We start from the raw sequence: 20,756 nt of genomic DNA on the forward strand, positions 1-20,756 counted from the left end.
CCGACAGTTTTATTATCGGGGCTTCAATTAATAGGTGAATATTATTTTTTCTTTTGTTTCTTTTTACCGTAGTTATGTCCTACCGGGCTTCCAACTCGATCCATCGCGCAACGGAATCCGATTGTACATGTAGATTGGTCTTCATCCAGGAATCTTCTAGATCCAGCATTCAACCAATAAGCACGATCTCTCCAAGAACCACCTTTGTAAACTCTTGATTTATCAGAGATCAAAGTTGTTGGCCAAGATGTTCTATCTTCCGGTTTGATTGGAGTACCATTCAAATCGTATGTTTCGTATTCGTTTTGGTACATGATCAGATGTGGATCACGAGTTGCCTCATTGATTCCGTTTTTACGATCGTCATTGTCATAGTAAATGGAACTTTCAATATCACCATCCAAGTAATCGATGTAATCATCTTTACGGTAGTTCAAACGACTGATGTTCTCTTCCTCAGTTACATTTCTGTATTTCAATTTTCCTGGAGTACCAATGATAAACTGATTGAATCCTTCACGAAGCATAGGGATGATTTCGAAAGAGTATTCCTCATCACGACCTTGTCTTGTACGCTCAGCGAAAATTCCCTCGAAAATTTCGTCCTGAACCAAAGAAGATGCTTCAATATCGTATTTATCATTCTTGTCAAGAATTGCTCTGTCTAATACAGCACCGATTTCAGCAATAAGCGCTAACTCGATAGAGTCTTTCTTTTTTCCATGAGAAACATAGTACTCATCCGGAGCAACTCCACGTTTTGTACGGAACTCAGCTTTGTTGTGCATTTGAACTCCAGAAGGAATGATTGAATCGTTCGGATCGTGATTCGCTGCAGATACACGTTGGTAACGTACCCGTTCGAAAGCATTCAGGTATTCTTTCATACCGTGAACATCGTACATTACTTGTTGGTCTTTTTGCTCTACGATTCCATCGTTATTCAAAACTTTCGTTTGGAATACATTTCCACGGAATGGACGGAACTCATCGTAATCTTCAGAAGTCAACGGACGGTAAACATCCATAACCCATTCGGAAACGTTACCCGCCATGTGGTATAAACCATAATCATTCGGCCAGAAAGACTCAACCGGAGCTGTTACGTCCGCACCGTCATTCAAACGACCGGCAACCCCCATGTAATCCCCTTTACCTCTTACGAAGTTAGCGCGGATCGCACCTGTAAATTCTTTATTGTCCTGACGAACGAAGTGACCATTCCAAGGATATTGACGACGCTCAGTGATTACCTCAGTTCCTTCAGAAAGGTTTCCGATTAATCCAATAGCTGCGTATTCCCATTCAGCTTCAGTTGGGAGACGGTATCTTGGAAGAAGAATTCCATCTTCCATACGAACGATACGCTCACCTAATTTCTTACCATCTCTATTGGATGGATCCAAATCTTTTAATTTTCTTCCACCAAGCTCTTCGTCTTGTTCGAATTGACCTACTAAATAAGCATCTGTATTGAATGTTTCTGCATCTGCTGCATCAATATCCCATCCTAAAACGCCTTCACGGATTAAAATGTACTCATTCACACGGTCGGTACGCCATTTACAATAGTCTGTTGCCTGAATCCAAGATACACCAACAACCGGGTAATCTCTATATGCAGGGTGACGCAGGTAATAATCGACATATTTATCCATGAACGCCAAAGGACTTCTCCAAGAAAGCGTATCCGGCAATGCATTGCGATAAACCATGTTGTACTTTTCATAAGATCTCTTAATCCAGTACAAATACTCTAACCAGTGGAAATTCGTAACCTCAGTCTGATCCATATAAAAGGATGAAACTGTTACACGAGCTGGACGATTGTTATAGTCAAACATAACATCTTGTTCGACCATACCCATTGTGAATGTACCACCTTCGACCAAGATCAGTCCGGGACCAGTTTCCTGATCTACAAACGGAACTTTTTGAAAGCCTCCATGCTGTACATTGTTGTAATCCCATCCTGTGTTAGAGGATGAATCTCGACTACATGAAGCTATTGCAACACCTGCAACTGCTAAGATAAATAAACGCAACATTTTCATATGCTTGGTTTGTTTTTCGTTTTTTTGGGACACCAAAGTTAAGTTTATAAACGGATTATCAACAAAAGGTTACAAAAAATAGTTAGAATGATGGACAAGAAATTGTTTTGAACGTTTTAGTAGGACCTTTACACTTGGTATAGATACCTAATGAAACTTCATGTGAACCACCTGAAACACCATTATTTAATCTCGAAACTGTAACATCATAGCTATAGCCGATTCGGAAAGAAGGAGTCGTAATACCAATTGTAAGGATAAACGCATCTCTGTTTCTGAACCATGCACCAGCATTGAAAGCACCATATTTGATATATGTACCAATGTTGATTTCCTGGAAACCTTGTTGGTATTGGTATATGATGTTCGGCATGATGGAAGTTGTATTGTTATACTTGGATTTACCACCTAGAGGAATTTCAGCACCGATATGTCCTGTAAATCGCATAGGCATTGGTGAATTACCAATAATTACAGACTCATTAGGCATATTCAAATGGTGAACTGCTCCACCAAAAAAGAAATGTTTCGAATACCCTACAAATCCAGCTGATGCATCAAAGAAACCTCTTGAACCACCTCGCTTCAAATCGCCGGTTTGGTAAATGAAACCTCTTCTAGGATCAATCATATCTCCGAAAGTCAATTTATCCCAGTCCAAAAATTTCTGGTACCAGGCAGCTCGAACGCCAAAAAGCATCGCAAACTTTCTATTTACTTTCAAGTGGTAAGAGTAAACTAAGCCTAACATAGATGTGTTAATCGTACCCTGACCTTGCATGTCATGAGTAGCTAAAATTCCAATCCCCCCCGAGATGTTTTTGAAGTATTGGTCATAAGATGCGCTATAGGTAACATAGTTCCCAGAAAGACTAGGCCATTCGTTTCGATAATTCATAGAAAAACGAGCACATCCGTGAGATCCGGCAAAAGCAGGGTTCAGGTACAAGGGGTTCGCGTAAAACTGCGTAAAAGTTGGGTCTTGTGCATATAACTGACACGAGCCAAATAAGCATCCAACAAACGCTAATAGTTTAATATTTCTCATTCGGTTAAGAATATTTTCAAGCTAAATTTGTAGCATTGGTTTGCCAATGTTACGAAAAAAAAATACAATGGTTACAACTAAATCGCCGAAACACAAAAATAAAAAAAGAATTCATACGTTTGATTGAACATTCATCTAGTTTTCGAATTTTGTGCTATGAAAAACGACAAAACACAAGCAAGTTACATTTTTAACAAATATTACAAACTCATCATTTTGCTTTTGATAGGGCATTCATCTGTGGCTCAGGATGTTTCTGTGGAAATTCAATGGGGAGAACCGAAAGAATTGACGATTAATGGCGTCAAAACAATGGTTCCATTCATTGAAGGAGATGATTTTGAAAATCAACTTCCCGCGCATTCCTTTCAGCAAAAGTTCAAATCGGGCAGTTATCAGGTGGCAATTATCGATGTGAAAACGGAGGTTGTTAGCTCTTATGAGAAAAATTATCTGAATGGAATCAAGGTTCAAATTCCGAATTCGGCACAGATTGAAGCGAAAGTTTCCAAGTCGCGAAATGAGAATTACCTGAATTCAAAATGTATACCTTATATACTCACCCCATCCGGATTCGAAAAAATCATTTCGTATAAACTCCGGGTGACTCCAGTAGGCGCAGCAACTTCTTATTCCGGTCAATTGAAAAGCTATGCAACCAGTTCGGTATTGAATAGTGGTGCCTGGTATAAGATCACGGTATCGAATGACGGGATTTTCCAGTTAAACAAAGCTTTCTTCAAGGATATGGGATTGGATGTGGATAATTTGGATCCGAAAACAATCAATTTGTACGGAAATGCTGACGGAAGACTATCTGAATTGAACAGTGACCCTTATCGTGATGATCTGAAAAAGAACTCCATTCAATTTGTAGGTAACGCAGATACCACTTTTGATGAAGGGGAATATTTCTTGTTTTTCGGTGCCGGACCAAATCGATGGGATCGCGGTACGGGAACCAATTTTAATAGAAATCAGCACATCTATAGTTCTGTGAATACCTATTTCATTCACATCGATGAAACGGATTTACCGCTTCGAATTCAAAATCTTCCTGAATCTCCTTTACCTTCAACGCAAACAGTGAATTCCTATACCTATTATGATATTCATGAAAATGAGTTGGTTAATTTGGTGCAAGGAGGACAGGTTTGGTATGGTGAGTCGTTTGATGCGACATTGACGCAATCGTTCAAATTTAATATTCCTGGTGTTGACCCGGGAACTCCTATTCAGGTTAAATATGCAACTGCTACGAATGCCAATACATCAGGGAATAGTTTTCAAGTAACTTACAACGGAAACCAGGTGAATAGTATGCCCTTGAGTTCTACCGGTGGAGATTATATTCGAAATGCGACAACTTTTTCTTTTAATCCGTCAACATCATCCATTGAGTTGGGGTATACCTTGATTAGGGTGAATGCTTCCGTAAGAGCATATTTGGATTTCATTCAGATCGTTGGAAGAAGAAGTTTGTCATTTTATGGCAATTTCATGCTTTTCAGGGATGTGAACTCTGTTGGAGTTGGAAATGTGAGTTTGTTTACTGTTTCCGGAATGACGTCGGTCAATCATGTGTGGGATGTGAGTTCAAAAACGAATCCTCAGCTTATCGAAGGAACTTTATCCAACGGAATCTTTTCATTCAAACAGAGTACGGATACCTTACGTGAGTTTGTGGTCTTTAATGAGACCAATTTTGGACAGCCGGGTTTTGTGAAGCAAGTGGATAACCAGGATTTACATGCTTTGGGACAATACGATTATATTATCGTAAGCCCGAAACAATTCCTGAATCAAGCGGTTCGATTAGGGAATTTGCATGAGGCGAATGGATTGTCAACTGTGGTGGTGGATATTGAGCAGGTATACAATGAATTTTCCTCGGGAAATCAGGATGCCACTGCAATCAGACGATTTGTAAAAATGTTCTATGAACGCGCAGGAGGGAATGTGGCATTGCAACCCAAATACCTTTGTCTGTTCGGTGATGCAACTTACGATCCTAAAAATCGCGTAGCAGGAAATAATTACATGATTCCGACTTATGAATACTTGAATTCGGAAGATCATATAGCAGCTTTGGTGACGGATGATTATTTTGGATTGTTGGATAATAATGAATCGATCAGTGGATTGGATTTGATGGATATCGGTGTCGGACGTTTGTTGATTTCAAATGCCACGCATGCTCAGACCCAAGTGGATAAGATCGAACATTACCTGAAGAATGGAATCAATTCGCCCATCATATCGAATGATCCGAACAGCTGTTGCATTGGAGAAACTGCAAATATGTTCGGGGACTGGAGACAGGTTTATACCAATATTACGGATGACGAGCAAGGTGGTTCATTCGTAACTGCAGACGCAGAGCCTGCTTTTAACCAGGTTCAAGGTTCTGCAAACGAAATGAATTGCGAGAAAATTTATTCCGACGCGTATACACAAGTGTCCACAACAGGTGGGCATCGTTATCCGGATGTTTTGAATGCTATAACGGACCGTGTCGAAAGAGGGAGTCTGATCACCAACTACATTGGTCACGGTGGTGAGGTAGGAGCAGCAGAGGAACGAATTATTACCATTCCGCAAGTAAATGCCTGGACAAACCTGAATAGAATGGGATTGTTTGTTACTGCTACTTGTGAGTTCACCAAGTTTGATGATCCTTCCAGAGAATCGATCGGAGAGTTGATCTCCTTGAATCCGAAAGGAGGATCGATTGCATTGATGACAACTACCCGGTCTGTTTATATTTCAATCAATACAGTGGTAGTGGCAAGTTTGTTTACACATGTGATTGAACGCGATGCGAATTTTGATCCGCTTCCTTTCGGGGAAATCATGAGAAGAACCAAAAATTCTTCGGGTTCTTCGGATAACAGAAGATGTTTTAACCTGATCGGAGATCCTGCCTTGAAAATTTGTCTGCCTAAATGGAAGATTGTTACCGATTCTATTAATCATGTAGCCATTTCAAATGGAGCAGATACAGTTCGGGCACTTACAAAAATGCATATTGTCGGACACTTGGAAGACAATTCCGGAAACAAGCTGACGTCTTTCAATGGGGTATTGTCTCCTACGATTTTCGATAAGCCTAAGATTGTTCAGACATTAGGAAATGACCAGGATTCACCGATCATTTCATTTAAAACGCAAAAGAATGCCTTGTATAAAGGTCGAGCAACGGTTACGAACGGGGATTTTAAATTTGAGTTTGTAGTTCCCAAGGATATAGATTTTAATTATGGAAGAGGGAAGATCAGTTATTATGCCGATAATAAAGTAGTTGATGCTGATGGCTGGGATAGTACCTTTGTTGTAGGAGGTATCAATCCAAATCCTCCGGTTGATAATGTCGGTCCGGAATTGAAGATCTATTTGAATGACGATTCCTTTGTGAATGGAAGTATCGCCAGTTCCAATCCTTTGTTGGTAGTTGAGGCGCATGATGAGAATGGGATCAACACGGTTGGGAACGGAATCGGACACGATATCACCGCAGTATTGGATGGAAATACGGGAAGTCCGATTGTTCTGAATGAGTATTACAAATCAAATTTGGATAGTTATCAGGACGGGAAGCTTCAGTATACGCTCCGCAATGTGGCAGTGGGTCAACATACCCTGGATGTCAAAATGTGGGACGTGAACAATAATTCAAGTACCGTTCGTTTGGAATTTACGGTGACTGAAGATCAGGATGTCCAATTGGATCACGTTTTGAATTATCCGAATCCGTTTACCACACATACGACGTTCATGTATGAACACAATCAATCTTGTGCATCTTTGGAAACTCAGATCAATATTTATACTGTTTCCGGTCGATTGGTAAAAACAATCAATCAATTGGTGCCGACAAGTGGCTTCCGGGTGGAAGGGATTTCTTGGGATGGTAAAGATGATTTTGGAGACCAATTAGCTAAGGGAGTTTATGTTTATCAACTAAAAGTCACGATGCCGGATGGCAAAAAAGCTCAAAAGATGGAAAAATTAGTTCTTTTGAGATAGTTGCACAATAAAAGTCCTAGTTTTGCGTATTTTTGTCACAATTAAAACTGAAATAGATTCATGTTATCACATAAAATATTGATTTTCACTCTTTTTGTTAGCTATCTTTCATTCGCTCAACCGGGTGGACAAGGAGTTACACAAAATGATATCCAATTGAATACCATCACGACGGCATTGCCTTTCTTGGGTATCAATCCTGATTCACGTTCCGGAGCAATGGGGGATGCGGGTACGGCTTTAAGTCCGAACTCCTCTTCAATTATCTGGAATACAGCGATGTTGAATTTCTCCAAGTCCAAATCGGAAATTGGAGTTAGTTACACGCCTTGGTTAAGACAATTGACAAACGATATGCACCTTTCATACCTTTCAGGTTATGCACGGGTAGGTGACAGACATGTCATCGGTGGAGCGTTGCGTTATTTCAGTTTAGGAGAAATTACTTTCACGGACGCTGCCGGTGGATATATTCGCGAATTCAAACCGAATGAGTTTGAATTGACATTGGCTTATGCATTTAAGCTGGCGGATAAACACAGTATCGGGATCAATGGAAAATTTGCTTATTCCAACCTGACAGGTGGTTTGGTTACTGCGGGAACTGAAACAAAAGCAGCAATTGCAGGTATTGCAGATATCTCTTATGCTTATAGAACAGAGGATATCAATTGGTTTAAAGTAAACGGTATTTACTCATTGGGAGTTACGATCACAAACGTCGGTAATAAGGTTGCTTATTCTGAAAATGCAAGAAGAGATTTCCTTCCGACGACATTGAAGATTGGAAATGCGTATACCGCAAAAATTGACAAATACAACAGCTTGACGGTAAGTGTGGATATTTCCAAACTATTGGTTCCAACTCCTGCGGTTTATGCAGATATCGATGGAACTACCACACTGATTTCCGGAAAAAGCAACGATGTAGGTGTAATCGCTGGTATGATGCAATCATTCTACGATGCTCCGGGAAGAGTTGAAACAGATGCCAACGGTGATCCGATTGACAATGGAGATGGAACTTACAAAGTAAAAAAAGGGTCGAAGTTCGGCGAGGAAATGCGTGAGATCATGATCGGTTCCGGATTGGAATACTGGTACAATGATATTTTTGCAGTTCGCGGAGGATATTTTTACGAAAACGTATCCAAAGGAGGTCGTCAGTTTTTCACCATGGGAGTTGGATTCAAGTACAACATCTTCTGTTTTGACTTCTCTTACCTGGCAGCATTGAAAAGAAATAATCCTTTGGCAAATACGATGCGTTTCACACTTCGCTTCACTTTGGGTGATAGAGTAAACGACGACGACGCTAAACCGGAATAGAACAATGGACATTCGGATCGGTTTCGGAGTGGATGTTCATCGTTTGGAAGAAGGACGGGAATTTTGGATGGGAGGGTTAAAGCTCCCTTCTTCATTTGGTGCCGTTGGTCATTCGGATGCAGATGTGCTGATTCATGCTATTTGCGATGCTTTACTCGGGGCTTTGAATCTTCGGGATATCGGATTTCATTTTTCAGATACCGATCCGCAATACAAAGGAATCGATTCCAAGATCCTGTTAAAGAATGTCATGACCCTGATCAAGGAAAAACAATTCTCAGTAGTCAATATCGATGCAACGGTGATTCTGGAAAAACCGAAAGTCAATCCGCATATTCCTGAAATGCAGACCATTCTTGCCGAACTGCTGGAAGTGGAAATAGACCGTGTTTCCATCAAGGCAACCACCCACGAAAAAGTGGATTCATTCGGAGCGGGCGAAGCTGTGAAAGCTTATGCCGTTTGCCTGGTTTCGAAAGGACTTTAAGATTTATGACAATTTGAAGTACTGACATCTTAAAATTCGAATGTCTTATTATCCCTCTAAAACCATATCATACCGATGCATTCCCTCCCCGTAACCGTTCTCGGTTATTTTTAGGGTTTTAAATCCATACTTTTCAAAGAAGGTGTATGAAAATTGAGTGGTGTCCAGGATTACTCTCCAATTTGGAAATTGAATTTTAATCTCTGCCAAACGGAACCGCAGAAGTTCTTCACCGAACCCTTTTTTGTGGTAATCGCGATGAACCATTCCCCAAACAAACGTGATGGAAGGGATCCCGTCGATTCCGTCCTTTTCACCAAATCCACCGCAACCGATCATTCTGTTGTCCAATTCCATTACGTAGTAGAATGGATTGTCAGAAACTTCCGGATCCTCCAGTTTAGCTAAAAAGCGGTCAAACTCATTCACTTCCTCTTCGGTGAAATACTTCGGGACATTCGTAAGGAACATTTCCATGCATGCATTTCTGTCGGATGCTTCGTATTTCCGGATGGTTACTTGAGGTTGGCTCATGTCATTTTCATTTTCCGGTTAAAATTACACAAAATGAGCGGCAGAAGTATTTTCAAAAAGCATTAGAGCAGTGATCACTCTTCTTCTTGCTCTTCAAAAAAGGTGATTCCGACTGATTTAAAGAAATCGGCAATCAGCAGATACTTGGTGGGGCAATATTCCCCGATATTCTCTTTTGTTGGGAAGGTTCTATGATTTTTGCATTCAAAACAGAACTCAAAGTATCCGAACACTTTGTCACTACTGTTCAAAAAGACAATGGCATGCCTTGGTTCATAACAATCTCCATGTGTAATTGTTCTTGAGTTCAGGTCTTTTGAGAAATTGTAGTTGTAAAGGATCTCTGTCAACCGGTCAATCTGATCTTCTGTTAAGGTGATTTCGTCCTTTAGATAGTTGGATGCAATCAGATGCTTGTCTATCGGAGTACTGTGAACTACTTTCTGTGAAAAGGAAATGAGTTTGATTTTCTTCGCTATCCGGAAGAACGAAATAGTTCGCCTTTCTTCCTTGCTTAAATTTCCATTTAACTGGCAATCGTATAAGGTATCAGGTAAAACGTTCGTCTGCGAAAAAGCTTCTGGCGCATTGTTGGTATTTGTGGTCTTACAACTCAAAAAGGTCAGTGAAAAAATGGTAAGGATGAATGGAAAGCGAAATGGATTTTTCATATTGTCTTTTGAAGGAGATGATCGTAAAAGCCAGTTTCCATAAAATAGATTGATTTTCCTGCATATTTCTGAGTGAATCAATTCAACGGTTGTTTACTCTCTGTTCATAATTTCAAAAGCCAAGTAATAGCCACCTTCGGTAGACTTCGTATATTTGTTGCCATAAGAATTACACATGAAAGTAAACCCAGCATATAATACGAAAGAAAGTCTATTGGAATTGTACAACAAGCCGTTGTTGGAATTGGTTTTCGAAGCAGCGACAGTACATCGTCAATTTCATAATCCAAGAGAAGTTCAAATGTCTTCCTTGTTGAGTATCAAAACAGGTGGTTGCCCGGAAGATTGTGGATATTGTCCGCAAGCAGCGCGCTACCATACGGATGTGGAGGCTCACAAATTGATGACTGTTGAATCGGTGATTGAACAGGCGAAAAATGCACAGGCAAACGGTTCATCCCGCTTGTGTATGGGGGCAGCTTGGAGAGAAGTGCGCGATAACAAGGATTTTGACAATGTAATCGAAATGGTTGCAGCAGTGAACGATCTTGGAATGGAAGTTTGTGCTACGCTTGGAATGATGAATGAAAATCAGGCACATCGTTTGAAAAATGCGGGGCTGTTTGCTTACAATCACAACCTGGATTCATCCAAAGAATTTTATGGAGATGTGATTTCTACCCGTGAATACGAAGACCGTCTGAATACGATTGACAATGCAAGAAAAGCGGGAATCACCGTTTGTTCCGGAGGAATTATCGGAATGGGAGAGGCAATTGAAGACCGTGTTGGTTTATTGATGAGCTACATGGAAATGGATACACCACCGAATTCAATTCCGATTAATGCATTGGTTGCTGTTGAAGGAACTCCTTTGGAAGACCAAAAGCCGATTGAACAATGGGAAATGATTCGCATGGTTGCAACGACACGAATTGCATTCCCTGAATCTGTCGTTCGCCTATCGGCAGGAAGAACAAAAATGACGATGGAAGGCCAGGCTTTGTGTTTCATGGCTGGAGCAGGATCCATTTTTGCAGGAGATAAATTATTGACGACTCCAAATCCGGAGTTCAATGAAGATAAAGAGATGTTCGCCATTTTGGGGTTGATCCCGAAAGAAGCTTTTGCAGATGGTGAACAGCCGGTTTCCAAGCCGGATCCGATCATTGAAGCTAGAAAAGAAAAAGAGGCTCAAAGAGCGAAAGAATTGGCAGATGCGAAGGTTGCATCCGCAGGATTTGTTCCGCGAAAAGTGACTGTTTCCTAAAGATTGACTTTGAAATTTCAACGCAATTTACAAGATAGAAAAGAGAAAGGGAGTTTGCGCTCCCTTTTGTCGTTTGATAATCCCATCGATTTCTGGTCGAATGATTATTTGGGATTGGCTCGCATCGCCCATCCGGTTGAACTGAAAGGGAGCAGTGGTTCCAGACTAATTTCAGGGAATTCAAAAGTCGTTGAAAACGTTGAAAGGCAAGTTGCCGGTCATTTTGAGTCGGAAGCTGCATTGATCTTCAATTCAGGCTATGATGCAAATCTGGGATTGTTCTCATCCCTTCCTCAAAAGGGAGATACGATTATTTACGATGAATTCGTTCATGCATCTGTCCGGGATGGAATCCGACTGAGTTTTGCCAATTCCTTTTCCTTCCGACACAATGATGTTTCCGATTTGAAGAAGAAATTGGAAAAAGCACATCACATGTCGCCAATAGCTTCAGCGATGGCACAAGGAACCATTTTCGTCGCAGTGGAATCACTTTACAGTATGGATGGAGACATTGCACCTCTGGTTGAAATAACTGACTTGTGCAAGGAGTACGGAGCTTTGTTAATTGTTGATGAGGCACATTCGGGAGGTGTTTTTGGAAAAGAGGGAAGAGGTTTGTGTCAGGAACTCGGGATCGCTGATTCTGTTTTTATTCGGCTATTTACTTTTGGGAAGGCATACGGTGCTCATGGTGCAGCTGTGTGTTGTTCTGATGAGGTGCGGGAATTCCTGATCAATTTTGCCCGTTCATTCATCTATACAACCGCGCTTCCGGAAGGAATGTATCAGCATCTGCTGCATCAAATTGAACAAAGTAAAGAAGAAGGGCTCAGAAAGCGCTTACAAAGGAATATCGCTCGTTTTTCCGATACAATACAATCTACATTAAGTTCTCCGCATTCTCCAATACAGATTATTGAGTTTTCCGATTTGGAAACGTGTAAGCTAAAAGCACAGCAATTACAGGATGCCGGATTTGCGGTGAAAGCCATTTTACCCCCAACCGTTCCAATAGGTTCCCAAAGATTGCGTATTTGTATTCATGCGTTCAACACCGAAGAAGAGATTGATCGATTGATTCTTTTGTTAGAATAAAACCAGAATAGTACACATAGATCACCTAGTGAAGTGTCCACCACCTTCACGCATTTACTATAGGAAATAGAAGGTTCTAGCATTTTTCTTTCATTTTTTTGAAATAAAATTTGAAAACTTAACAGTGTTAAGTATATTTGCACCATTCAATATTTAAAATGGGAATTAACGAACGTAAGGAAAGAGAAAGAGACGTGTTGCAAAAAAGCATCCTCACAGCTGCTCGTGAGGTCTTTTTGGAAAAAGGCTTTGACCAGACTTCCATTCGTTCCATTGCCCAGAAAATTGAATACAGCCCCACAACGATTTATTTGTATTACAAGGATAAAGATGCAATTCTGTTCGCACTTCATTCCGAAGGATTTTTATTATTGGGAAGCAAAATGGAGGTGCTTAACCTGGTTGAAAATCCTTTCGAACGGATCAAAGCGATGGGACGTGTATACATCCAGTTTGCGATGGATCATCCCGATTATTACGATTTGATGTTCGTGCAAAAATCACCTATGAATAAGCTGGATGAAGATCATGAAGTTTGGAAGGAGGGAGTGAGCACATTTGATGGGTTGAAATATTCCGTTCAGCAATGCATGGATCAGGGATATCTTCCTTTCGCTGATGTAGAAGCCGGATCTTATATGTTGTGGGCAACATTGCATGGAATGTGTAATTTATACGACCGCGGTCGTTGCAAAGTTTTGGACGAAGAAAAGAGTGAACAAATCGTTGATTTGGCTTTTACTGAGTTCTTAAAATTGTTGGACGCGTTCGGGCGCTAATTTTTTTAATAATTACTTAACACTGTTTAGTTAAATAACAACGATTATTATGAGACGACAAATAACCCTTCTGGTTGCGGTTTCAGCAAGTATGTTCCTTCATACTAAAGCTTGGTCGCAGGGAGCACTGGAGCAATACATCCGGCAAGGACTGGATTCCAATCTGGTTCTCAAACAACGCTCGATCCAATTGGAAAAGGCACTTCTGACCTTAAACACGGCAAAAAGCAATTTCCTGCCATCCGTCAATTTTAATGCTTCCTACACCACTGCGGAAGGAGGTCGCTATTCGGAACTTCCTGTGGGTGATATGTTGAATCCCGTTTATTCGACCTTGAACCAGATGACCGGAACGAATGCCTTTCCACAAATTCAGAATCAGCAAATCAACTTTTTACCGAACAATTTCTACGATACCTATATCCGGACTTCAGTTCCCTTGTTGAATATGGATATCTACGCAAACAAGCGAATCCAACAACAAAAAGTGGAATTGAGTAACTTGGATATGCAAGTGTATGCCCGCGAATTGGTGAAGAACATCAAAGTGGCTTACTATAATGTAATCATGGCTTCGAAATCCGTTTCTGTATATGAAACCAATCAAAAAGTACTGGTTCAAAATGTGGAATTGAATGAAGCATTGATTAAGCAAGGGAAAGGATTGAAAGTGAATCTCCTGAAAGCTCAAACAGAGTTGATGAAGATGAATACCTCCATTTCAACGGCTAAGAATCAGTTAAAGAATGCACAGGCGTATTTCAATTTCCTGATCAACAGACCATTGGACACGGAAATTATTTTGGAGGAAGCTTCAACTGCTAACCCGCAATTGGAAGAGAAATCGGAGCGTGAAGAGATTCAATTAATCAATCAATCCATTGAAGTTCAGGAATCTGTTTTGAAAATGAACAAGAACTATTGGGTTCCGAAAATCAATGCTTTTTTGGATCTGGGTTCACAAGGTACCAACTGGGAAGTGAGCAGAAAATCGGCTTATTATATGTTTGGTGTTTCGGCTTCCATTCCGATTTACAATGGCTCCCGAAATCAACAGCAAATCAAACAAACGAAATACGAGGTGGAGAATGCCAGGTTGCAGCTGGATCAAGTTTCGCAGCAATTGGAATTACAGCGCACCCAGGCTTTGCGGAATGTAGTAAATGCGCAAGAGAATTGGGAAACAGCTAAGGTTCAGTTAGAAGCCTCTAAAGAATATTTCGCCCTGGTTTCAGGTGCAAATAGAGAAGGATTAACCAGTCAGTTGGAATTCATTGATGCCTCCAATCAGGTAACCAACGCTGAACTGTTTGTCCTTATCCAATATCAGAATTACTTGAGTTCGCTAGCCGAACTTGAGCGAGCAGCAGCAACATATCCATTGAAATTCAATCAATAAACTATTCGATTATGAAAAAATTAGTAATACCGGCGCTTTTTCTTTCCTTCTTGGTTGCTTCTTGCGGTTCGAAGGAGAAGATCACAAACGAAATTCCGAAAGTGGAAGTGATTCCTGTGAAATTGGAATCGTTACAAGCAATGAATTCGACAGAAGAAATTCATGTTTCAGGACAATTTACTACAGATGACGAGACCTATTTGTCTTTTTTATCCGGAGGAATCATCCAGAAGTTGTATGTCAAGGAAGGCGATAAAGTTCGTAAAGGCCAATTGTTGGCAACCTTGGATCTCACTTTGGTCAGAGCAACAGTAAGTCAGGCTAAATTGGGATTGGAAAAATCCAAACGCGATCTGGACCGTGCGAAGAATTTGCAGAAGGAAGGTTTTGCAACTTTGGAACAATTACAAAATGCACAAACAGCAGTCGATGTGGCTGAGGAACAAGTACAGTCGGCTTTGTTCAACCTGAAATATGCGGAGATCAGAGCTGTTTCAAACGGATTTATCTTGCGCAAAATGGCCAATCAAGGACAATTGGTAGGTAGTGGAACACCTGTTTTTCAAACAAACGGTGCCGGTTCGAGTTCCTTCAAATTGAAAGTAGGGGTAAGCGACCGTCAGTGGAGTCAGATCCACATAGGAGATGCAGCAGAAATCCAGGCAGACGTTTTCAAGAATAGAAACCTGAAAGCCAAAGTTTCCCGTAAATCGGAAAGTATCGACCCATTCAGCGGAACGTTTACCGTGGAACTCGAGATCCAGGGGAAATTACCGGAAGGTCTGGCTAGTGGTGTTTTTGGAAAAGCGACGATTTCACTTTCCGAAACTTCCGAGAACTGGAAAATTCCTTACGAGGCTTTGTTGGACGGGAATGCAAACGATGGGTTTGTCTTTGTTTCGAATGACCGGAAAACGGTGAAGAAAGTTCCTGTGAAGATTGAAAACCTGAATCAGGATGTAGTGGAAATAGGGGAAGGTTTGGAAGGATACAAGTATGTGATTGTTTCCGGCGGACCCTACCTGAACGAACAGTCGGTTATCTCGTCAAAATAAGAGAACCCACTGCTTTCGATAGTATCAGCTCACAAACTGATCGATTCGCATGTAGTGGTTGACCAGGTGAAAATGATGAAACAAAATAGATAGATGAAAATAGCAACATACGCAGTACGCAACTACCAATTTACCTTGGTGTTGTTCGTCATGGCGATCGCTTTAGGAGTGAATACGCTTTTGACCATGCCTCGAAGTGAGGATCCTGCTACCAATTCCCCCATGTTTCCTGTGATTGTGATTTATCCGGGAACCAGTCCTTCGGATATGGAAGAGTTGGTTGTGAAACCGCTGGAAAAACAGATTTACAGCTTAGAAAACATCAAACGCATCAAAACACAAATCAAGGATGGTGTGGCGATTCTAACGGTGGAATACAAGTATGAATCGGATGTCAATGAGAAATTTCAGGAACTAACACGGGAAGTGAACGGAATGCGTTCGGAACTCCCGGATGAGATTCTGAGTATTGAGGTGAAGAAACTGGTAGCTTCCGACGTAAATGTGATTCAAACGGCTTTAATCAGTGAAAATGCATCGCGGAAAAGTTTGAAACGGGTAGCCGAAGATTTACAAGAAGAATTGGAAAAACTTCCCGAATTGAAGAATGTAAAGATTCACGGGTTATCGGAAGAACAAGTTCGGATTGATTTAAGAACGGATAAATTGGCTCAAATTCACTTGCCTTTGAATGCGATTGTGGGAACCTTGCAAAGTGAAATTGCAAACATTCCCGGAGGAAGTATCGATGTTGGAACCAAGTCACTGAATGTCAAAACCAGTGGGAATTATATTTCTCTGGAGGAAATTGCCAATACCATTGTTTATGCCTCGGAAGGAAAGACAATCCCGCTAAAAGATGTGGCGGAAGTGTATTACGATTTTTCTGAGACAAAACACATCACTCGTTTGAATGGTCATCGCTGTGTGTTTGTTACAGCAGCCCAAAAAGAAGGATTCAATATTTCTGAAACGCAAAAGAAGTATCAAAAAGTATTGGATGAATTTGACTCGCATATTCCTTCGAATATTGACTTGGTGAATCATTTTGATCAGGGAGATAATGTCAATGATCGTTTGGGTGGATTGGGAATTGATTTTTTAATTGCGATTCTACTGGTTGCCATTACTTTACTTCCTTTAGGTGGAAGAGCTTCTTTGGTCGTGATGATCTCGATTCCGCTTTCATTGGCAATCGGATTGGTTCTCCTGAATGTGATGGGATACAATATCAATCAGTTGAGTATTGTCGGATTGGTTGTCGCACTCGGATTATTGGTCGACGATAGTATTGTGGTCGTTGAGAATATCGAACGCTGGCTTCGTGAAGGACATTCGCGGATGGACGCAACCTTAATGGCAACTCAGCAAATCGGACTTTCGGTTGTGGGTTGTACCGTTACCTTGATCATTGCTTTTCTTCCTTTGGTCTTTTTACCTGAAGTAGCCGGAGATTTCATTCGCAGTCTTCCAATGGCGGTGATTGCAAGTGTATTGGCTTCCATGCTCGTTTCTTTGACAATTATCCCGTTTTTATCGAGTCGTTTGTTGAAACAGCACCAAGGACAACACGATGGAAACATCTTCCTGAGAGCACTTCAAAAAGCCATTTCAGGAACTTATTCCGTATTGTTGGATAAGGCATTAAAAAGACCGATGATCACTTTGACAGTGGCATTGGCAATCTTTGTTGGTTCCTTGGCTTTGTTTCCCGTAATCGGATTTAGCTTGTTTCCAGCTTCCGAAAAACCTCAATTCATGGTGAATGTTTCTGCGCCTTTACAAACGAATTTGAAACGCACCGATGAGATTACAAAATATGTGGAGAAAGAATTGAGTAAAATCCCGGAAGTGGAATATTACGCTGCGAATGTTGGAAAAGGAAATCCTCCGGTTTATTATAATGTCGTTCAGGAAAATGAACGAAGTGATTTCGCTCAGATTTTTGTCCAATTGGAAAAACATACGGGAGCAGACAAGAAGCAGGAAATTGCAGATCATTTGCGCTTCATCTTCAATGAATATCCGGGAGCAAAAATCGAAGTGAAGAACTTTGAACAAGGTCCGCCAATAGTTGCTCCGGTCGAAGTGCGACTTTCGGGAGACAACTTGGATAGTTTGCGTAAGTTGAGTCAAGAGGTGGAAAATATTTTGAAATCCATTCCGGGAACGATGTATGTGAACAATCCGGTGAGTAACCTGAAATCAGATTTCAAATTGGTGATCTCGAAAGAAAAAGCACGTGCTTTGGGAGTAAACACCGTTGATATTGACAGAACGGTCCGTTTGGCAATTGCAGGAGTGGACTTGGGAACATTTTCAGATGAAAACAACGATGAGTTTTCCATGCTTTTAACAACCCATAAAGGGGAACGTGCTACTTTGGAGGTATTCAATCAGTTGTATATCAATAATCAACAAGGGCAAGCTATTTTGCTTTCTCAGATTGCACATTTGGAATTGGAAAGTTCTCCACTGTTCATCAATCACTACAATAAGGTGCGAACAGTTTCAATCAGTGCTTTTGCTCAAAAAGGTGTTTTGGTAGATAACCTGATTAAGGAAGTCATTGCAAAAATGGATGAGAAGAAGCTTCCAAGAGGTTATTCCTACGTGATGGGAGGTGAATACGAATCTCGTAATGAATCATTCGGCGGATTCAATACCATTATCACCATTACCGTTTTCTTGTTTGTTGCGGTGTTGATTCTGCTTTTCAAGACTTTCAAGAGTACCCTGATTGTATTATCCGTTATTCCTCTCGGAATTGTGGGAGCGGTGATCGCACTTTGGATGACGGGAAATTCCTTGTCGTTCGTGGCGGTAATCGGATTGATCGCTTTGGCGGGAATCGAGGTGAAGAACTCTATCTTGTTGGTTGATTTCACAAACCATTTACGGGAAGAGGGAAGAACCCTGGATGAAGCAATCCGTGAAGCAGGTGAAGTCCGTTTCTTACCGATCGTATTGACATCGCTCACTGCAATCGGAGGTCTGATCCCAATTGCAATCTCCACCAATCCATTGATTTCGCCTTTGGCAATTGTATTGATTGGAGGATTGATCAGTTCGACCTTATTATCTCGTGTGGTAACACCAATCGTCTATCGATTGATTCCACCGAAAATAGAAATGAAAAAGGTTGAAGAGATTTAATGATTTTAAAAGAAGGGGCGAAAAATTTTTCGCCCCTTCTTTTATGGGTAACCTTTTTACAGTGTGTATCTAAGCCATTTGATGTTTTTGAATCTCTTCCATGACTCCATCCCACAATTGCTTGCGCATTTCGAGCGACTTGATGGAGTACTTTTCGGCTTCTTCCCATTTCACCGGGTCGTTTCCACACAATTCGCTCACCATCTGCAATGCTAAATGTCCGTGATGTTCTCCATCCACTTCAATGTGACGATCCAGGTAGAATTTGAATGTTTCCAATTGTGTAGGGAACTTGGCATTCAGATCACTTACGATGCTGTGGAACATATTCGGGATCAAATCTTCTCTTCCAAAAGTGAATACAGCTGCAATCAGATGCGGTTTTTTCGTTGCGATCACTTCAAATGTGAAACGAAGGAAACGTTTGGCAGATTCCGGAATGGAAACCAACTCAATGGCTTCTTCAACTGATTTACCTTGTTGGATCAGGCTGAATAAGGCATCAATCCCTGCACTTGAAGCTCCGGTTTGTTCCATCGCCTCGAGGTACAATTCAAAGTGACTTTTGCGAATTCCGTCTCCGTTTTTCACATCTTCTTCCGAAGCCAGATCGGATTCCTCACCACAAACGATTTCATTGATGAGGTAACGTACTTCGGCAGAACCCACCGGGAACCAGGGAACCTGTGTGCAAGTCAATTGATTTTGGAGGGCTTTCAAAAGCGACATGAAGTCCCAAACCGCATAAATATGGTGTTCCATAAAAATACGGATGTCTTCAATGGATTGAATGGCATGGTAGCTCGGATGGTGAACTACTTCTTCACGGACTTTTTCCAAGCCTACTTGGATTTTTTTGATTTCTTGAGTCATAAGTTCATTTTATGTTAGTTCAACTAGAATTAGTTTGCTTTTGCAGGCAAATTAAGCCAAAGTTCTTTTGTCATTTTTCTTCAGTATAATACTCGTTGTAAAGCTAAAAATTCCCCTTAAAATAAAGAGGAAATGAGTTGAATATCCATTGAAAAAAGATGTGGAGTTAGTTTGATTGAGTGCCTTTAGATTTTCCTTTCGTTTCAGTCAATTTCGGCTCAAAACCGGTTCCGTTGAACACATAGTATTGATAACCCGGCACGATTTCTCCTTTCTCATTGATCAGGGAAATCGAAATGATCTTTTTCTTTTCGTCGTACCTGATTACAGCGACCGGTCGTTCAGGACGATCAACCACACTGAAAAAATCGTAGGAAAGGTCGAGTGAATTCTTCATTCCATCAGGAGTTTTCATCAGCTGGATGGTGTCGTTTACCCCGGTATTTGTCAATTCAAATGCCTGAATGGATTGACTGACGTCCTTAGTAGAATAGATTCCATTCGCAATTCCCAGGTAATAGGTCTTCTTTTTGGCTTTCAGGGTGAAAATTTCAGAGTAAAAACAACCAGGATCCCCTTCGTTCAATTCGCACATTTTCGTGCGGACTTCTCCATTGACCTTGTATTGATAAATGGTTTTGAAAAAGTGCATGGTTCCTCCTGTTTGCGTATCCCAGCTATAGATGCGGAACAATCCGTCTTTGGAAGTTGAAATGTCACAAACGTGTTCTTCTTTCAAAAGATTGAAAGGATACTTCATGGTTCCATATACGCGTGAAAGCAAGGAATAGAGTTTGTGCGAAAATAGATCGCTGTAGTATGTGAGTGAATCACTATCTCCGTAGCGTGCAGCATCCACTTTTTCAGAAATCTGAACGAGTTCCTGTTCGTATTGTTCCATCTTTGTTTCCTGAGCAGAAACCCATTGATTTCCACTTAGGAAAAAAAGGAATATGACAGCAGGGAGTCGAATCATC

At 40.9% G+C, this 20,756-nt stretch carries 15 protein-coding genes; 9 read left to right on the forward strand and 6 right to left on the reverse strand.

The features are described 5' to 3' along the window. Nucleotides 1-41 precede the first annotated feature (41 nt). Complete coding sequence (locus AAG807_RS13140; protein WP_341904682.1) at nucleotides 42-2,054, reverse strand: SUMF1/EgtB/PvdO family nonheme iron enzyme; 2,013 nt, start codon at nucleotides 2,052-2,054, stop codon at nucleotides 42-44. 82 nt (nucleotides 2,055-2,136) lie between these two features. Beyond that, complete coding sequence (locus AAG807_RS13145; RefSeq protein ID WP_341904684.1) at nucleotides 2,137-3,102, reverse strand: type IX secretion system membrane protein PorP/SprF; 966 nt, start codon at nucleotides 3,100-3,102, stop codon at nucleotides 2,137-2,139. A gap of 156 nt (nucleotides 3,103-3,258) precedes the next feature. Between AAG807_RS13145 and porU the strand changes: the two genes are divergently transcribed. From porU to ispF, 3 genes are read left to right on the forward strand one after another with little or no spacing between them, the layout of a single operon-like run. Further along, complete coding sequence (gene porU, locus AAG807_RS13150) at nucleotides 3,259-7,128, forward strand: type IX secretion system sortase PorU (RefSeq protein WP_341904687.1); 3,870 nt, start codon at nucleotides 3,259-3,261, stop codon at nucleotides 7,126-7,128. Nucleotides 7,129-7,188: 60 nt separating this feature from the next. Next, nucleotides 7,189-8,457, forward strand: coding sequence for a type IX secretion system outer membrane channel protein PorV (gene porV, locus AAG807_RS13155; protein WP_341904690.1), 1,269 nt, complete (start codon nucleotides 7,189-7,191; stop codon nucleotides 8,455-8,457). 4 nt (nucleotides 8,458-8,461) lie between these two features. Beyond that, complete coding sequence (ispF, locus tag AAG807_RS13160; protein ID WP_341904693.1) at nucleotides 8,462-8,944, forward strand: 2-C-methyl-D-erythritol 2,4-cyclodiphosphate synthase; 483 nt, start codon at nucleotides 8,462-8,464, stop codon at nucleotides 8,942-8,944. Nucleotides 8,945-8,992: 48 nt separating this feature from the next. On the opposite strand, the gene AAG807_RS13165 is transcribed toward ispF, so the two are convergent. Together AAG807_RS13165 and AAG807_RS13170 are read right to left on the reverse strand one after the other, a co-directional pair. Continuing rightward, nucleotides 8,993-9,478: a GNAT family N-acetyltransferase gene (locus tag AAG807_RS13165; protein WP_341904696.1), complete on the reverse strand. Its 486-nt coding sequence runs from the start codon at nucleotides 9,476-9,478 to the stop codon at nucleotides 8,993-8,995. 74 nt (nucleotides 9,479-9,552) lie between these two features. Then, the gene (locus AAG807_RS13170; RefSeq protein WP_341904699.1) at nucleotides 9,553-10,149 is read right to left on the reverse strand and encodes a hypothetical protein; all 597 of its coding nucleotides are present in this window, start codon (nucleotides 10,147-10,149) and stop codon (nucleotides 9,553-9,555) included. A gap of 175 nt (nucleotides 10,150-10,324) precedes the next feature. Here AAG807_RS13170 and bioB point away from each other — a divergent pair, with 175 nt between their 5' ends. The 6 genes from bioB to AAG807_RS13200 all read left to right on the forward strand — a co-directional run bounded on the left by bioB (nucleotide 10,325) and on the right by AAG807_RS13200 (nucleotide 18,906). Continuing rightward, entirely contained in the window at nucleotides 10,325-11,419 is a 1,095-nt protein-coding gene (gene bioB / locus AAG807_RS13175; RefSeq protein WP_341904701.1) for a biotin synthase BioB, read from the forward strand. Between the two features lie 9 nt (nucleotides 11,420-11,428). Beyond that, on the forward strand, nucleotides 11,429-12,517 hold the full coding sequence (locus AAG807_RS13180) for an 8-amino-7-oxononanoate synthase (protein ID WP_341904703.1): 1,089 nt from the start codon (nucleotides 11,429-11,431) through the stop codon (nucleotides 12,515-12,517). A 158-nt stretch (nucleotides 12,518-12,675) separates the two neighbouring features. Beyond that, nucleotides 12,676-13,296 (forward strand): TetR/AcrR family transcriptional regulator, encoded by a 621-nt coding sequence (locus AAG807_RS13185; RefSeq protein ID WP_341904705.1) that lies wholly within the window; start codon nucleotides 12,676-12,678, stop codon nucleotides 13,294-13,296. Nucleotides 13,297-13,345: 49 nt separating this feature from the next. Beyond that, the gene (locus tag AAG807_RS13190; protein WP_341904707.1) at nucleotides 13,346-14,695 is read left to right on the forward strand and encodes a TolC family protein; all 1,350 of its coding nucleotides are present in this window, start codon (nucleotides 13,346-13,348) and stop codon (nucleotides 14,693-14,695) included. Between the two features lie 11 nt (nucleotides 14,696-14,706). Further along, the gene (locus tag AAG807_RS13195) at nucleotides 14,707-15,750 is read left to right on the forward strand and encodes an efflux RND transporter periplasmic adaptor subunit (RefSeq protein ID WP_341904710.1); all 1,044 of its coding nucleotides are present in this window, start codon (nucleotides 14,707-14,709) and stop codon (nucleotides 15,748-15,750) included. 93 nt (nucleotides 15,751-15,843) lie between these two features. Beyond that, on the forward strand, nucleotides 15,844-18,906 hold the full coding sequence (locus tag AAG807_RS13200) for an efflux RND transporter permease subunit (RefSeq protein WP_341904713.1): 3,063 nt from the start codon (nucleotides 15,844-15,846) through the stop codon (nucleotides 18,904-18,906). 69 nt (nucleotides 18,907-18,975) lie between these two features. On the opposite strand, the gene AAG807_RS13205 is transcribed toward AAG807_RS13200, so the two are convergent. Continuing rightward, complete coding sequence (locus tag AAG807_RS13205) at nucleotides 18,976-19,779, reverse strand: DUF3050 domain-containing protein (protein WP_341904715.1); 804 nt, start codon at nucleotides 19,777-19,779, stop codon at nucleotides 18,976-18,978. A gap of 166 nt (nucleotides 19,780-19,945) precedes the next feature. After that, nucleotides 19,946-20,755 (reverse strand): hypothetical protein, encoded by an 810-nt coding sequence (locus AAG807_RS13210; protein ID WP_341904717.1) that lies wholly within the window; start codon nucleotides 20,753-20,755, stop codon nucleotides 19,946-19,948. Between the last annotated feature and the right edge of the window lies 1 nt (nucleotide 20,756).

It is taken from the genome of Fluviicola taffensis DSM 16823, from assembly GCF_943372375.1.
GTDB classification, from domain to species: domain Bacteria; phylum Bacteroidota; class Bacteroidia; order Flavobacteriales_D; family Crocinitomicaceae; genus Fluviicola; species Fluviicola taffensis_A.